A 14,387-nucleotide genomic window follows, 5' to 3' on the forward strand; every position below is an offset into this window, starting at 1 on the left:
CTCATGATTGTTCTTACGCGGCTGAATGATGCCCGGTTCGCCATCAATCCAGACCTCATTGAGCGCATCCACTCCACCCCCGACACCACGCTGGTCATGGTGGACGGCGCCAAGTACATCGTCACGGAAAGCCTGACCGAAGTCATCGAGCTGATAGCGGGTTACCGGGCCCAGGTCATTTCCATGGCACGGGACCTGCCGGCGATGGAATTCCGCCCCGGACAGCCCCTTGGGCTGGTCCCCGACGTGCCCGCCGAGCCTCCCGCCGGCGGAAGTCCGGCCGCAGGCAAAACCGTGCCACTTCGCCCAAGGAACGTCTAATGGATCTCGCAACAATCATCGGGCTGGTACTGGCCTTCGGGTCGCTTTACGCGATGATCACCCTCGAGGGATCCCACCTCTCGGCGATCCTGATCCCGGCCCCCATGATCCTGGTCTTCGGCGCCACCCTCGCGGTAGGGCTGGCCGGCGGGACGCTCAAGGACTTCATCCTGTCCATCAAGGCGCTGCCTCGGGCCTTCAAGGGCAAGACGCCGGATCCGCGGGAGACCATTGCCTCCGTGGTCCTGCTCGCCGAAAAGGCCCGCAGTGAAGGCCTCCTGGCGCTGGAAAAGGATGCCGGCGAGGCCGAAAACCCGTTCCTGCGCACCGCCCTGCAGAACATTGCCGACGGCACGGACGGCGAAGAGCTGCGGGTGTTGCTCGAGGATGAGATCGCCACCAAGACCGCAACCGACAAGGTTCCGGTCAAGTTCTTCAACGCCCTCGGCGGCTACGCGCCCACCATCGGCATCATCGGTACCGTCGTGTCCCTGACCCACGTGCTGGAGAACCTGGACACCCCATCCACCCTCGGCCCGATGATCGCCACCGCGTTCGTCGCGACCCTATGGGGACTGCTCTCGGCAAACTTCCTGTGGCTTCCGATCAGCACCCGGCTCAAGCGGCTCGCTGACCTGGAAGCGGATGAACTGGTCCTCCTGATGGAAGGCGTCCTGGCGTTGCAGGCCGGCAGCCAGCCGCGGCTTCTTGGCGAGCGGCTGCGGGCCATGGTTCCCGCCCATGCCCTCGCCGACACCAAGGAACCCAAAGAACCCAAGGCGCCGAAACAGCCCAAAGCTTCCAAAGAGGCGGCATGAGCGCACCGAGGCGCCGCCGCACCCGCAAGGAAGAAGAAGAAAGCCATCCCGACGAACGCTGGATGGCTTCCTACATGGACATGGTCACCGTGCTGATGTGCATGTTCATTGTCCTGTTCGCCATGTCCACGGTCGACCAGAAAAAGTTCGAGGAGCTGCGGGAGTCCTTGGCCACGGGCTTCGGCCAAGTGGAATCCAATACCGTGGACACCGCCGTCGGCATCATTGCCTCTCCCGACCAGGTGGATGGCACAGAAGCCCTTGAACCCGACGCCACTCTTCCCTCCCCGGGCGTAGCGGAGGTTGAGGTCCCGGACGTCGCCGATCCGGCCGCGCTGGCAGCCGCAGCCGCAGAGGTCCAGGACCTGACACTGCTCAAGGAACAGATCAGGACCGGCCTTCAGGAAAAGGGCCTGGCCGATACCGTTCGTTTTGAGATCGATGACCGCGGGCTGACCATCCGCTTGGTGAGCTCGGAGATGTTCTTCGCCCCAGACGCCGCAGACCTCACCTCCCAGGCCGTGCAGGTCCTGCAGACCATCGGCCCGATCGTCGCTCCGACCAGCTACCACGCCTCCGTGGAGGGGCATACCGCGCAGGTGCGCCAGATTACGGACAACGCCCTCGACTGGGAGCTGTCCTCCTCCCGGGCCGTGACCGTGCTGCGCTATCTGGTTGAGGAGTCCGGGATCGGCTATACCCGGGTCAAGGCCGTGGGCTTTGGCGAATCCCGGCCGCTGACGGCGGGAACTTCCCCTGCCGAGCTGGCGCAGAACCGCCGCGTGGACATTGTGGTGCTTTCCGGGCAGACCGAGGAGGTCCGGCAACTGATGCCGGGGATCGTCGCAGGTCAGCCTGCCGCCGCCTCGCACTAGCAGGGGTTAAAAGCCGTTCCGAACGGCTTACGCCGCAGTCGCCGGTGCCGATAGTGGCACTCGTGACGGTCCATGAAACAACTGCCCTTGGCGTGCCCTCGAAAAACGCCTCCCCTGAGGCCTACGATTTCCGCCGTCCCACCACCCTCGCGCGCGAGCATGCGAGGGTCCTGGAAATGGCCTTTGATACCTTTGCCCGCCAGTGGGGCACCCAGCTGACCGCCAAGGTCCGGGTGCTCTCCCAGGTCACCAGCGAGCGGGTGGAAATCCTCAGCTACGACGAGTACGCCGCCGGCCTGCCGGCCGTGACCGGAATGGTCCTGTTCAACATCCCCCAGGTCGAGGCCAAGGCAGTCATCCAGTTCCCCACCGCCGCAGCCCTGTCCTGGGTAGGGCACATGCTCGGCGGCACGGGCCAGCGGGTTTCACCGGAACGTAAATTCACCCAGATCGAACAGGCGCTGCTGGGCCGGATCATGGACGACGCGCTGGATGACCTGCACTACTCCCTCGGCACGCTGCTGCGGGCGCCGATGACGCCGTCGTCGATCCAGTACAACTCCCAGTTCGCCCAGGCAGCGGCCTCCGCGGACCCCATGATCGTGGCGACATTCGAAATGGTTGTCGGCGAGACGGTTGCGCCCGCGACTGTCGCCATTCCATCCGAGGCGCTGCTGCCCCAGCTGGATCCGGTAGGAAGTTCCCCTTCCACCACGCCCCCGGCGGAACTGATCCGCGGCCAGCTTGCCCACGTACCGGTGAAAGTCCTGCTGCAGCTGGACGACATCACGGTCAAACCCGCAATGGTCCTGAACCTTGCCGTCGGCGATGTCCTGAACCTGGGCCACGCCCGCCACCGTCCCCTGAACGTCACCGTTGGAGGCCGCAGGCTGGCCCAAGCAGCGGCAGGGTCAAGCGGTTCACGCCTGGCCGGCGTCATTGTCAGTACCGAGGAGAATAACTTATGAGCATCCCCACATCCCTGCACACAGACGCCGCATCGGCCCTGGTCCGTCTGCTTCCGACCGCGATGGTCCTGGAACCGCTGCCGTACGCCGGTCCCGGAATGCCGCTGGAGGAAACAGCGGCGTCAGTCACCGCGTCCTTTGTCGGTTCCGAATCGGCAGACCTGGCCCTGGTCCTGAACAGCAACACCCCGCTGGCTGACGTGGCCGGGTCGGACTCGCCCCTGCTTTCCGAAGCCGACATCCTGCGCCCGGCGCTCGAAGCTGCCGGCTCCACCCTCGGCGTCGGAGTCCTGGGCGACGCCCGGGTCGAGGACGCGTCAGCGCTCTTCAGCCACCCGTCCACCGTCATCTTTGAGCTGCACGCACCCGAGGGCCGCGCGGGCTGGTTCGCGATCCGGCTGCGGGACACCGCGCACGGACTGGGCAGCGACTCCGCCATGGCAGGCAAGCTCAGCCGCATCAACAACGTCGAGATGGCCCTGACAGTGGCCATCGGGCATACCCGGATGGCGGTCCGCGACGTCCTGAACCTTGAGCCGGGCCGCGTGGTGGAGCTTGACCGTTCCGCAGGTGCGCCCGCCGACATCCTGCTGAACGGCCGGTTGATCGCCAACGGCGAGGTAGTGGTCATCGACCAGGACTACGCCGTGCGCATCACGAAGATCCTGGACGTGGCCGAGGGGCTCAGCTAGGTGGAAACAGCCACACTTGCGCTGCGGGTCCTGGTTTCCCTCGGCGCCGTCCTGGCGTTGATCTGGTGGTTCCAGCGCCGGCTCACCCGGGATGCACGGAACTCCGGAGCCGAGCCGCTGGTGAAGGTAGTGACCCGGCAGGCCATCAGCCCCAAGGCGTCAGTGGTGGTGGTGGAAACCGGCGGCCAGCGCTTCCTCCTGGGTGTCACCGAGGCCTCCGTCAATGTGCTGCACACGTCCGAGGCGGAACAGCCGGCGGCGGCGTCCTTCGAGGACTACCTTGAAGCCGCCGGGGCCGGGAACAAGGACACCGGGCCCAAGGGCACCGTGGACACAACCCTGGGGGATCCTGCCAGCCTGCACGCTCCGCGGCGGCGCGCGGAAGGACCGGCGCATGCCCTGAACGGGCAGCCGGCGCATTCCGAATCGCCCCTGGCCGGGTCCGTGCTCTCACCGTCCACCTGGCGCCAGGCCGCTGCCGCAGTACGCCGGGGCAGGAACGGGTGAGCGCCGCTCTTCGGCGTCCCCTGCCGGGCCGCGCCCCGGGAAGCCCCCTGCGGCTCCTGACGCTTGCGCTGCTGGCAGCCGGCCTGTTGCTGGCGGTCCTCCTGGTCACTGCGGGACCGTCCCATGCCGTCACCTTCGACCCCACGGCACCGGCTGACCCGACGGCGCCCACCGACCCCGCCGCCCCCGGCGACGGGGAAGGCCTGACCATCGACATCAACGGAGCCGACGGCGGTCCGTCCTCCGCCGTCGTGACCCTGATCGGGATCACGCTGCTCTCGGTGGCGCCGTCGCTGCTGCTGATGATGACGTCCTTCACCAAGATCTTCGTGGTGCTGGCCATGACGCGCAACGCGCTGTCGCTGCCCTCGATTCCGCCGAACCAGGTCCTGGCCGGCCTGGCCCTGTTCCTGTCGCTGTTCATCATGGCTCCGGTGCTGACGGAGATCAACACGATCGCCGTCCAGCCCTTCCTCAACGGCGAGTTGACGTTCGACGGCGCCCTGAACACCGGAGGCGGGCCGCTGCAGCAGTTCATGCTGGCGCATACCCGCGAGGAGGACGTGGCGCTGATGACCCGCGCCGCGAACCGGGAAAATCCGGAAAACCCGGAATCGGTGCCAATGCTGACACTGATTCCCGCGTTCATGATTTCCGAGCTGCGGGCCGCCTTCATCATCGGGTTCGTTATCTTCATTCCGTTCCTGGTGATCGACCTGGTCGTCTCCGCGGCGCTGATGTCCATGGGCATGATGATGCTCCCGCCGGTGATGATCTCCCTGCCGTTCAAGATCCTGCTGTTCATCCTCGTGGACGGCTGGGGGCTGGTCATCACCTCCCTGATCAACAGTTATCAGGGCGGCACCTGATGGATACGAATTCAGTCCTGGACATTGGCCTGCAGGGATTATGGGTAGCCGCCAAGCTCTCCGCCCCGGTGCTGATCACCGCCCTGGTGGTCGGCTTTGCCGTGTCCCTGGTGCAGTCCATCACCCAGATCCAGGAAGTGACCCTCTCCTTCGTGCCCAAGGCCATCGCCGTCGGGATCGCCCTGCTGGTGTGCGGGCACTGGATGATTTCCGAGATGGTGTCCTTCACCAACGAGATGTTCGCGAGAATTCCGCAGCTGCTTGGCGGAGGCTGAGGTGGGAATCAGCGTCAACCAGGAATGGCTGGAGGCGGTGATGCTGGCAGGTGCACGGATGGTCGCGTTCCTGGTGGTCGCGCCCCCTTTTTCCTATAACGCGATTCCCGCCCGGGTGAAGGCGATGCTCGGCATCGGACTCGCCCTGGCTGTGGCGCCGGTCGCCAGCGAGGGCTACACGTCGCTGGGCACCGCAGACTACTTCACCGCTCTGGTGCTGGAACTCTTTGTGGGTTTTGTGCTGGGGTTCCTGGTGCTGGTGATCTTCTCCGCGCTGCAGTCCGCGGGCAACCTGATCGACCTCTTCGGCGGATTCAGCCTGGCCCAGGGCTTTGATCCGCAGTCCATGGTCAACGGCGCCCAGTTCACGCGGCTCTTCCAGATGACGGCGCTGGCGCTGCTGTTCGCGTCCGACGGCTACCAGCTGATCATCGGCGGGCTGATGCGCAGCTTCTCCGCGCTTCCGCTGGGCGGAGGACTGGACCTTGCCGATCCCGTGTCCACCATGGTTTCCGCCGTGACCCAGATGTTCGTGGCAGCAGTGCAGATTGCCGGACCGCTGCTGGTGGTGCTGTTCCTCGCCGACGCCGGCCTGGGCCTGCTGACCCGCGTGGCCCCTGCGCTGAACGCCTTTGCGCTCGGCTTCCCGTTGAAGATCCTGATGACGCTGACTTTGGGCTCAGTGGTCTTCGTGGCCCTGCCGCGCATTGTGGCGGCCGTGACCCAGGACATCGTCCGGGCCCTGTCGGGAGTGGGCTAGATGGCTGAGGCGGATTCCGGCGAAAAGACCGAACAGGCGACACCCAAGCGGATGAAGGAGGTCCGCGAAAAGGGCCAACTCTCCCGCTCCGAGGACCTCACCGCCTGGGTCGGCGTTGGTGCGGCCGGTGCCATGATGCCCATGACACTCAGCCGCGGCGCGCAGGCTGGATCCGAGGGGCTCCTGGGCGTGGACGTGATTGCCCAGAACCCGGACCCGCTGCTGGCGCTGACCATTCTCGACGACGGGCTGGCAGCCCTGGGCTTCATCATGGGCCCGCTGCTGGGTGTCGTGGCGGGCGCCGTGCTGCTGACCGCGGCACTCCAGGGCGGGATCCACGTCAAAAAGTTCAAGGGCAAGTACGAACAGTTCAACCTGATCTCCGGAGTGAAGCGGGTGTTCGGCACGCAGGCGCTCTGGAACGGGGTGAAGGCCCTGCTGAAAACCGCCGTGGTGGGCCTGGTCCTGTACATCGTGATCCAGGGCCTGATGCCGGTCCTCACCACCGCCGGCGGGCTTCCCGTGGCAGCTGTGCTGGAGGCTGCAGGCGGGGGCGTGGCCTCACTGCTGCAGGCAGCGGTGGCTGCCGGACTGGCCCTTGCCGTTGCGGATATCTTCGTGGTGCAGAAGCGGAACCGGAAACGGACCCGGATGACGCTCAAGGAGGTCCGGGACGAGAACAAGAACACCGAAGGTGATCCGCTCATCAAGTCCCAGCGCCGTTCGCGGCAGCTGGCGATGAGCCGCAACCGGATGATGGCCGCCGTCGGGGACGCCGACGTCGTCCTGGTGAACCCCACGCACGTGGCCGTCGCGCTGAAATACGAACCCGGGAAGTCCGCGCCGCGCGTCACTGCCAAGGGTTCGGGCACCATCGCCACCCGCATCCGCGAGGAAGCGGAAACCAAGAAGGTGCCCATGGTCCGCGACATTCCGCTGGCCCGGGCACTGCACGCATCGTGCGAGCTGGGACAGGAAATCCCACCAGACCTCTATAACGCCGTAGCGAGGATCCTGGCATTCGTGATGGCCCTCAAGACCCGCGGCTCCGCATCGGGCGTCCACACCATGGCCCCGGTCCAGGGCCTCCCCGTTACCTCAACTCCCTCCCACCGTAAGGCGGCGACGTGAAAAACATCGTCAAAATGGCAGTTCCCGTAGGCGTCATCGGCATTATCCTGCTGCTGGTCGTTCCGATCCCGGCCGTCCTCCTGGACATCCTGATCATCATCAACATCCTGCTGGCCCTGGTGATCCTGCTGACCACGATGTTTGTGCGCAAGCCGCTGGACTTCTCGGTGTTCCCGTCGCTGCTGCTGGTGGCCACCCTGTTCCGGCTGGGCCTGAACGTCGCGTCCACCCGGCTGGTGCTGGGGGAGGGCTACGCCGGGCAGGTCATCGAGGCATTCGGCCATGTCGCGGTGGGCGGCTCCCTGATCATCGGCGCCGTCATCTTCCTGATCCTGGTGGTCATCCAGTTCGTGGTGGTCACCAAGGGTGCCGAGCGTGTTGCCGAAGTGGGTGCCCGCTTCACCCTGGATGCCATGCCGGGCAAGCAGATGGCGATCGACGCGGACCTGAACGCCGGCCTGATCACCGATACCCAGGCCCGGGAACGCCGGGCCGAGGTGTCCGCCGAGGCTGACTTCTACGGTGCCATGGACGGCGCCTCGAAGTTCGTCAAGGGCGACGCGATCGCCGGGTTGATCATCATCATCATCAACCTCGTCGGCGGCATCGCGATTGGCATGCTGCAGCGGGGGATGGACATCGGCGAAGCCGTGAACACCTACAGCCTGCTGACCATCGGCGACGGCCTGGTTACCCAGATCCCGGCACTGCTGATGGCAGTTTCCACCGGCATGATCGTCACCCGGTCCAACGCCGAGGCCGACATGGGTTCCACGGCCTCGAACCAGCTCAGCCAGTCCCGCAACGCCCTGATGATCGCCGGCGGGGCCGCCATCGTGATGGCCCTGATCCCGGGGATGCCGAAGCTGCCGTTCATCGTGATCGGCGCACTGCTGATCTTCGCCTCCCAGCGGGTCAAGGCCCGGGATGCCGCCGAGGAAACAAGCAAGGAAACCGAACTGGCCCAGCTCAATGAGCCGGCGTCGGAAACCACCGAGGACCTGATCGAGCAGATGCGGGTGCATGCGCTGGAGATCATGCTGGCTCCGGACCTGGTGTCCATCGTGACCGGCGGCTCGGACGACCTGCTGGCCCGGGTCCGGTCCCTGCGCCGGAAGATCGCCATGGAGCTGGGGATCGTGGTTCCACCGGTGCGCACCCGGGACAGCGTGGACCTGCCCTCCTCCACCTACGTCATCCGCATCGCCGGCGTCGAATCGGGGCGCGGCGAAGCTCCTGCCGGGAAGGTCCTGGCGCTCGGCGACCATCTGGAGGGGCTGCCGGGGACGGCAACCGTGGAGCCGGTGTTCGGGCTGGCCGGCAAATGGGTGCCCAACGAAATGCGGCATGCCGCGGAAATGTCGGGAGCAACCGTCATTGACCGGGTCTCCGTGCTGGTCACCCATCTTTCGGCCGTGATCACGGCCAACGCCGCCCGGCTGCTCTCCCGCGAGGACGTGCGCGTGCTGACCGAGGGCGTGAAGCAGGTCAGCCCGTCCGCCGTGGACGAACTCATCCCCGCCGTCTTGTCGCTGGCCGAAGTGCAGCGGGTGCTGCAGGGGCTGCTGGCCGAACAGATTCCCATCAACGACCTGCCGCGTATCTACGAGTCCCTGCTGCTGCGTGCCAAGGTCTCGCCCGATCCCGAACAGCTGGTGGAGGCTGCCAGGCAGGCCCTCGGACCGGCGCTGGCCAGCCAGTACATCGACCGGAACGTCCTGCGCGTGATCATGATTGATCCGGCCCTGGAGCAGACCATGCTGGAGGCGCTGCGTCCCTCGGACCAGGGCAGCCAGATACTCTTGGATCCGGCGCGCATCGACGCGGTCATGGCGTCGCTGAAGAGCGCGGTTGCGGCAGCGGAAAACGCCGGCTTCGCGGCGGTGCTGGTCTGCGCGCCGGCGCTGCGGCCGGCGATCCGACGGCTCGTCGCACCGCAGACCGGTGGACTCCCTGTACTTTCATATTCAGAGGTCACGGCAGCAAACGTCAGCATTGAAACAGTAGGAGTGGTTCGTGGAACCGAGACGATTTCAGCTTGAGGGGCCGTCCATGGACGACCTCAAGGCGCGGGTACTGGCCGAACACGGCCCCCGCGCACGGATCATCGCTGCCGAAAAAGTCACTGTAGGAGGAATCGGCGGGTTCCTGGCCCGACACCACTACGAGGTCACGGTGGAGCTTCCCGCACGCGGCCGGCGCCGGGCCCCGGGGGAGCCCGATGCCCGGCGGGAAGCCGCGGGCATCGCAGCGCTGCTGGACCGCGCGGAACAGGCCGAGGGCCTGCTGCAGGTTCCGGTTTCCGCCGGCACTGCCCGCCCCGCTGCGCTCCCTGCCAGCACCGCCAGAGCCGCGCTGCCCACCGGCCAGGCTGCGGTCCCCGCCCGGGCCGCCGTCTCCACCGGGTCGCCGGCCTTCGCGGAACTAATGGACACACTGACCTTCAGCACGGAAACCCCGGACGCCCCGCTGCCGGAACCGGCGGGGTTCCTTCCTCCTCCGGAGCCGCTGCCCCGCGTTCCGGTGGCCCCGAAGCCGCTGCACGGTGCGGGAGACCTCGTGATCGTTGTCGGCCTGGGGACCGACCCGCTGGAAGTCTGCCGGTCCATGTCCCGGGCCGCCGGTGCCGGCGCCTCCGGCGTGCGGGCCGCGGGCCTGCTGGCGCCTGACGACGTCGTCCGGGCCGGCGACCGCCGCGCCGTGGCTGCGGCGCGGGCAGCAGGGGTGATGGGCGGCTATGGCATTTTCCTCGCCTACGGGCTGGGCCGGGGCGTCACGGAGCTCGCCCGGCACACCACACTGCTGGCTGCCCTGGCCGCTGATCAACTCTGGGTGGCGGTGGACGCCGGCCGCAAGGAGGAGGACACCGCAGCCTGGGTCGGTGCCGTCAGGGCCGCCGCCGTCGTCGAGGCGCTGGCCGTGGAGGGGCTGGAAGCCACCGCCACGCCGCAGACGGTTAATTCGCTGCGCCTGCCGATCGGCTGGCTCGACGGCAGCCCGGCACCTGCACCGGTGCTGGCATGACGCACGTCCAGCGGGGGTGCCCGGAGACGTGGGATAGAGTGGGAAAATGCTGGTCCTAACACGTAAATCAGGAGAACAGATCCTGATCGGAGACGACATCGTCATCACCGTCCTTGAGGGGCGGGGCGACGGCGTGCGCATCGGCATCGATGCTCCGCGCGGGGTGAAGATCCAGCGCCAGGAAGTCCTGCGAGCTGTGGAAGAGGCCAACGTTGCCGCGGCGGATGCAGCCCCGGAGGCAGAACAGCGGATCAAGGCCATGCTGGCTGCCCGCCGGCCCCCCGCGGCGCCTGTGGCACCGCCCCCCGAATCCTAAGGCTCCGGTGCCAGTGAGCCCTTGCCGCGCTAGCCTTAAGCCGTGCAGCCGGGCCTGAAACGGCAGGGAACAACCCGGGCCACCGCGCTGGCCGTGTTGGGCGCGTGTCTGGATCCGCAGTCATACCAGTGGCCCAGGTGGCCGGCTGCACTCAGCTTGCAACCCCGGGACTCTGGAACCCGGACAAAACAAAAAACCCCCGGAAATCAGCGATTTCCAGGGGTTTTTCTGTGGAGCCTCCTGCCAGAATCGAACTGGCGACCTTCTCATTACGAGTGAGACGCTCTACCAACTGAGCTAAGGAGGCGGGCTTCACCTGTCCGGTAACGGCCAGAATCCACAAGGAACTACTTTATATGCCGCGGCCCTGCTGGTCAAAACGGGCCGGCGGAGGGCCCCAGAAGCCTAGGGGCAGACAGTGTCCTCGGATGGGACCGTTCCGTTGATGAAGTACTCATCCACGGTGTCAGCGATGCACTGGTCGCCGCGGCCGTAGGCGGTGTGGCCTTCGCCTTCCCAGGTCACCAGGGTTGCCGATTCCAGCTGCCCGGCCAGGGCCACCGACCACTCGTAGGGTGTGGCAGGGTCTCCGGTGGTGCCGATGACCAGCATGTCTGCGGCACCGGAGGCGTGGATCTCGTGCGGTTCGTTGACCGGCCCCGCAGGCCAGGACTCACAGGTCACGCCGCCGTAGCCGAGGTACTTCCCGATGGTGGGGGAAGCCGCCTCGAGCTCCTTGGCATCCAGGCGCATCTGCTCGTCGTCGGCGGTCATCGGGTAGTCCAGGCAGTTGACTGCGCTGAAGGCTACCGTGCTGTTGGAGCCATAGGTGCCGTCCGGCTGGCGGTCGGCGCTAAGATCGGCGAGCTGGAGCATGTAGGACGGATTGCCCCGCAGCGCATCGCCCAGCGCCTGGGTCAGGGCAGGCCAGTTTTCGTCGTTGTACAGCGGCAGGATGAAGCCGCTGACGAAGGTGGAGACTGTGACAACCCGTCCGTCGGACGCTGTCATCGGGCTTGCCTCGATCGAGGCAAACAACGCCTGGATCGTTTCGATTGCCTGCTCGGGGGTGCCGGACAGCGGGCAGTTGCTGGCGGACAGGCAGTCCTCAACGTAGGCGCGGATGGCCTTCTCGAAGCCCTGCGCCTGGCCGAGGGTGACTTCCTCGTTGCTGGCCGCCGGGTCGATGCCGCCGTCCAGGACCATCCGGCCCACGTTCTCCGGGAACAGTTCGGCGTAGGTGGCGCCCAGGAAGGTCCCGTAGGAGAAGCCCAGATAGTTCAGCTTGGCATCGCCGGCCACGGCCCGCAGGATGTCCATGTCCCGGGCGGCACTGACGGTGTCGACGAAACCCAGCAGGTCACCGGACTTCTCGGCACACTTGGCCGCCAGTTCCCGGGCGCTGGCCCGGGCGGCTTCCAGCCCGGCCGGTGTGGAGGCGTCCAGGTACTCCGACCGCTCCGCGTCCATCTCGGCGTCGGTGAGGCACTGGACGGGAGTGGAGCGGCCCACTCCGCGGGGATCGAAGCCGAGGACGTTGAAGTCCTCGCGCAGCCGGTCTGTGGTCACGAACTCCAGCGACTCGCTCACCATGTCGTAGCCCGAACCTCCGGGTCCGCCGGGATTGAGCAGGATGGTGCCCTGCGGATCGCCCTCGGCCCCGGCCAGGATGGCGGAGAGCTCGATGGCCTTCCCATCCGGATCCGCGTAGTCCATCGGCACCTCGACGGTGGCGCAGAGGAGTCCGTCCTCGCATGGCTCCCACACGACGGCCTGGCTGTAGAAGGGCGCCAGGTCTGCCGGGACGTCGCCGATGACGTCCGGCCCGGCCGTAACAGTGCCCGCCGAGGGCTGCGCAGGCCCGGCGGCCTCCCTCCCTGAGTCCTCTCCGGTACAGGACACCAGCCCGGACAGGAGGACGACGGCGGAGGCCGCAGCCAGCGCGAGCGGGGCAAATCGGCGGCGGGCTGGGGTCATTTCTGCTCCTGGTGCGGTTGCTGGGGTGCGGGAGTGCGGAAGGTGCGAGCACCCCCGCACCGGTTATAACAGGCTAACGGCCATTGCCTCGATGGCCAGCAGCGGTGCCACGTTTGTGGATACCAGCCGTCGGCGGACCACGTTGATTTCCTCCATGCGCAGCAGGGTCTGCTCCGGTGAGCCATGCGAGGCGTACTCGGTCAGCTCCCGGCGGAGCGATTCGTTGACCAGGGTTTCTCCGCTGCCGACCTGGAGCATCAGGACGTCCCGGTAAAAGGAGAGCAGATCGGTGAGGGCCCGGTCGAAGTAATCGTTCTTGGACCGCTTGGCCCGGCGGACCTGGTCTTCCTCCAGCCGCTTTACCTGGCTGCGGATCGACGGCGGCAGCGTGCCACCGTCCCCCGCGCCAAGCGAGGCCAGCAGCGACTGCTTCTCGGCGGCGTCGCGCTGTTCAAAGGAACTGGTGGCTTCGGCCTCCGCCAGGGCCACCAAGTCGGCGGCGGCCTTCATCGCCCCGGACACATTGCGCAGCGACAGTGGCAGCTTCACGATCGCCTCGCGCCGGCTGCGGGCGCCCTCATCGGTTGCCAGCCGCTTCGCGATGCCGATGTGGCTTTGCGCGGCGCGGGCAGCATCCCGGGCGATGGCAGGGTCAATGCCGTCCCGGCGGATCAGGAGCTCGGCGACGTCCTCCACCGGAGGCAGGCGCAGGCTCACTGCACGGCAGCGCGAGCGGATGGTCACCAGGACATCGCCCGGGCTGGGGGCGCACAGCAGCCAGATGGTGCGCGGCGGCGGCTCTTCGATGGCCTTGAGCAGAACGTTGGTGCTGCGTTCCTGCATGCGGTCGGCGTCCTCGACGATGATCACGCGCCACCGGCCGGTGGAGGGCTTGTCCTGGGCCTTGCGGACCAGGTCCCGGGCCTCATCGATGCTGATCGTCACCTTCTCCGTGGTGACGGAAGTGACGTCGGCATGGGACCCGGCCAGGGCGGTGCGGCATGCCTTGCACTCGCCGCAGCCGCGCAGCGCCGGGTCCGGCTGGTCGCAGAGCAGGGCCGCGGCGAAGGCGCGGGCGGCGTTGGACCGGCCGGAGCCGGGCGGGCCGGTGAACAGCCAGGCGTGGTTGGGGGTGGCCTGGGCGGCGCCGCGGCGCAGCTGGTCGACTACCGGTGCCTGGCCCTGCAGATCATCCCAGACACTCACGGCAGCAGTTCCAGTACCCGGGCCAGGACGGCGCCGGCCAGCTCATCCACAGGGCGTGCGGCGTCGAGCACCAGATAATGTCCCGGATCCGTCGTGGCCTGTTCCAGGAAAGTCCGGCGGATGCGCAGATGGAAGGCATCCGGCTCGGACTCCATCCGGTCCTCGGGGGCGTCACCGGCGGTGCGCCGTAACCTTCCCTGTTCCGGATCCACATCCAGCAGCACGGTCAGGTCCGGGGTGAAGCCCTCGGTGGCCCAGATGTTCAGCTGCCGCACCTCCTCGGTGCCCAGGGACCGGCCCGAGCCCTGATAGGCCACTGAACTGTCGATGTAGCGGTCGCAGACCACCACCGAGCCGCGTTCCACCGCCGGCCGGATCACCTGGGCCACGTGAGCTGCCCGGGAAGCGGCGAAGATCAGGGCCTCGGTGCGGGCATCGATCTCGCCGTTGCCGTGTTCCAGCACCAGGGAGCGCAGCTGCTCGCCCACCGGGGTTCCGCCGGGCTCCCGGGTGCGGACCACGGTACGGCCGGCCTCCTGCAGGGCTGCGGTCAGGCGCTGGGCCTGCGTCGATTTGCCGGCGCCGTCGCCGCCTTCGAATGCGATGAACAGGCCTGCGGTGCCGGCGGGGGAATCAGTTGTACTCACC

Annotated in this window: 16 protein-coding genes and 1 tRNA gene; 13 read left to right on the plus strand and 4 right to left on the minus strand. The window is 67.1% G+C overall.

Annotated features, from left to right (window positions below; translation table 11 throughout):
- The first annotated feature begins 3 nt into the window (after positions 1-3).
- From KKR91_RS02250 to csrA, 13 genes are all read left to right on the plus strand, one after another.
- Positions 4-321 (plus strand): flagellar FlbD family protein, encoded by a 318-nt coding sequence (locus KKR91_RS02250; RefSeq protein WP_210231827.1) that lies wholly within the window; start codon positions 4-6, stop codon positions 319-321.
- A complete protein-coding gene (locus KKR91_RS02255; protein ID WP_210231826.1) occupies positions 321-1,139 on the plus strand; it encodes a motility protein A in 819 nt (272 codons plus the stop codon). The genes KKR91_RS02250 and KKR91_RS02255 overlap by 1 nt, the downstream gene beginning before the upstream one ends.
- Entirely contained in the window at positions 1,136-2,014 is an 879-nt protein-coding gene (locus KKR91_RS02260) for an OmpA/MotB family protein (RefSeq protein ID WP_210231825.1), read from the plus strand. Before KKR91_RS02255 ends, KKR91_RS02260 begins: the two co-directional genes overlap by 4 nt.
- A 62-nt stretch (positions 2,015-2,076) precedes the next feature.
- Positions 2,077-2,982 (plus strand): flagellar motor switch protein FliM, encoded by a 906-nt coding sequence (locus tag KKR91_RS02265; RefSeq protein ID WP_237687453.1) that lies wholly within the window; start codon positions 2,077-2,079, stop codon positions 2,980-2,982.
- Positions 2,979-3,674, plus strand: a complete 696-nt coding sequence (gene fliN / locus KKR91_RS02270) for a flagellar motor switch protein FliN (protein WP_210231824.1) — start codon at positions 2,979-2,981, stop codon at positions 3,672-3,674. The genes KKR91_RS02265 and fliN overlap by 4 nt, the downstream gene beginning before the upstream one ends.
- On the plus strand, positions 3,675-4,181 hold the full coding sequence (gene fliO, locus KKR91_RS02275; protein ID WP_210231823.1) for a flagellar biosynthetic protein FliO: 507 nt from the start codon (positions 3,675-3,677) through the stop codon (positions 4,179-4,181). It begins immediately after the preceding gene.
- The gene (gene fliP / locus KKR91_RS02280) at positions 4,178-5,050 is read left to right on the plus strand and encodes a flagellar type III secretion system pore protein FliP (protein WP_420481414.1); all 873 of its coding nucleotides are present in this window, start codon (positions 4,178-4,180) and stop codon (positions 5,048-5,050) included. The genes fliO and fliP overlap by 4 nt, the downstream gene beginning before the upstream one ends.
- Positions 5,050-5,325 carry a flagellar biosynthesis protein FliQ gene (gene fliQ, locus KKR91_RS02285; RefSeq protein WP_210231822.1) on the plus strand — a complete coding sequence of 92 codons (276 nt, stop codon included), beginning with the start codon at positions 5,050-5,052 and terminating at the stop codon, positions 5,323-5,325. Before fliP ends, fliQ begins: the two co-directional genes overlap by 1 nt.
- Before the next feature lies 1 nt (position 5,326).
- Positions 5,327-6,085 (plus strand): flagellar biosynthetic protein FliR, encoded by a 759-nt coding sequence (locus KKR91_RS02290; RefSeq protein WP_210231821.1) that lies wholly within the window; start codon positions 5,327-5,329, stop codon positions 6,083-6,085.
- Positions 6,086-7,216: an EscU/YscU/HrcU family type III secretion system export apparatus switch protein gene (locus tag KKR91_RS02295; protein ID WP_210231820.1), complete on the plus strand. Its 1,131-nt coding sequence runs from the start codon at positions 6,086-6,088 to the stop codon at positions 7,214-7,216. It begins immediately after the preceding gene.
- Between the two features lie 14 nt (positions 7,217-7,230).
- Positions 7,231-9,258, plus strand: coding sequence for a flagellar biosynthesis protein FlhA (locus KKR91_RS02300; RefSeq protein ID WP_210231819.1), 2,028 nt, complete (start codon positions 7,231-7,233; stop codon positions 9,256-9,258).
- 10 nt (positions 9,259-9,268) lie between these two features.
- Positions 9,269-10,240 carry a hypothetical protein gene (locus KKR91_RS02305; RefSeq protein WP_210231818.1) on the plus strand — a complete coding sequence of 324 codons (972 nt, stop codon included), beginning with the start codon at positions 9,269-9,271 and terminating at the stop codon, positions 10,238-10,240.
- Between the two features lie 46 nt (positions 10,241-10,286).
- Complete coding sequence (gene csrA, locus KKR91_RS02310) at positions 10,287-10,556, plus strand: carbon storage regulator CsrA (RefSeq protein WP_210231817.1); 270 nt, start codon at positions 10,287-10,289, stop codon at positions 10,554-10,556.
- A 231-nt stretch (positions 10,557-10,787) separates the two neighbouring features.
- On the opposite strand, the gene KKR91_RS02315 is transcribed toward csrA, so the two are convergent.
- The 4 genes from KKR91_RS02315 to tmk all read right to left on the minus strand — a co-directional run bounded on the left by KKR91_RS02315 (position 10,788) and on the right by tmk (position 14,386).
- Positions 10,788-10,863 (minus strand) — tRNA-Thr (locus KKR91_RS02315).
- A gap of 98 nt (positions 10,864-10,961) precedes the next feature.
- Complete coding sequence (locus KKR91_RS02320) at positions 10,962-12,533, minus strand: alpha/beta hydrolase (RefSeq protein ID WP_210231816.1); 1,572 nt, start codon at positions 12,531-12,533, stop codon at positions 10,962-10,964.
- Positions 12,534-12,596: 63 nt separating this feature from the next.
- Positions 12,597-13,739 (minus strand): DNA polymerase III subunit delta', encoded by a 1,143-nt coding sequence (locus KKR91_RS02325; protein ID WP_210231815.1) that lies wholly within the window; start codon positions 13,737-13,739, stop codon positions 12,597-12,599.
- The gene (gene tmk / locus KKR91_RS02330; protein ID WP_210231814.1) at positions 13,736-14,386 is read right to left on the minus strand and encodes a dTMP kinase; all 651 of its coding nucleotides are present in this window, start codon (positions 14,384-14,386) and stop codon (positions 13,736-13,738) included. The genes KKR91_RS02325 and tmk overlap by 4 nt, the downstream gene beginning before the upstream one ends.
- Between the last annotated feature and the right edge of the window lies 1 nt (position 14,387).

It is taken from the genome of Arthrobacter jiangjiafuii, from assembly GCF_018622995.1.
In the GTDB taxonomy this organism is placed as follows: domain Bacteria; phylum Actinomycetota; class Actinomycetes; order Actinomycetales; family Micrococcaceae; genus Arthrobacter_B; species Arthrobacter_B jiangjiafuii.

Excerpts from the sequence above, each read along its gene's own strand:
- KKR91_RS02250 (WP_210231827.1), top strand. The coding sequence starts at position 4 with ATGATTGTTCTTACGCGGCTGAATGATGCCCGGTTCGCCATCAATCCA.
- KKR91_RS02255 (WP_210231826.1), top strand. The coding sequence starts at position 321 with ATGGATCTCGCAACAATCATCGGGCTGGTACTGGCCTTCGGGTCGCTT.
- KKR91_RS02260 (WP_210231825.1), top strand. The coding sequence starts at position 1,136 with ATGAGCGCACCGAGGCGCCGCCGCACCCGCAAGGAAGAAGAAGAAAGC.
- fliN (WP_210231824.1), top strand. The coding sequence starts at position 2,979 with ATGAGCATCCCCACATCCCTGCACACAGACGCCGCATCGGCCCTGGTC.
- fliQ (WP_210231822.1), top strand. The coding sequence starts at position 5,050 with ATGGATACGAATTCAGTCCTGGACATTGGCCTGCAGGGATTATGGGTA.
- KKR91_RS02295 (WP_210231820.1), top strand. The coding sequence starts at position 6,086 with ATGGCTGAGGCGGATTCCGGCGAAAAGACCGAACAGGCGACACCCAAG.
- KKR91_RS02300 (WP_210231819.1), top strand. The coding sequence starts at position 7,231 with ATGGCAGTTCCCGTAGGCGTCATCGGCATTATCCTGCTGCTGGTCGTT.
- KKR91_RS02305 (WP_210231818.1), top strand. The coding sequence starts at position 9,269 with ATGGACGACCTCAAGGCGCGGGTACTGGCCGAACACGGCCCCCGCGCA.
- csrA (WP_210231817.1), top strand. The coding sequence starts at position 10,287 with ATGCTGGTCCTAACACGTAAATCAGGAGAACAGATCCTGATCGGAGAC.
- KKR91_RS02320 (WP_210231816.1), bottom strand. The coding sequence starts at position 12,533 with ATGACCCCAGCCCGCCGCCGATTTGCCCCGCTCGCGCTGGCTGCGGCC.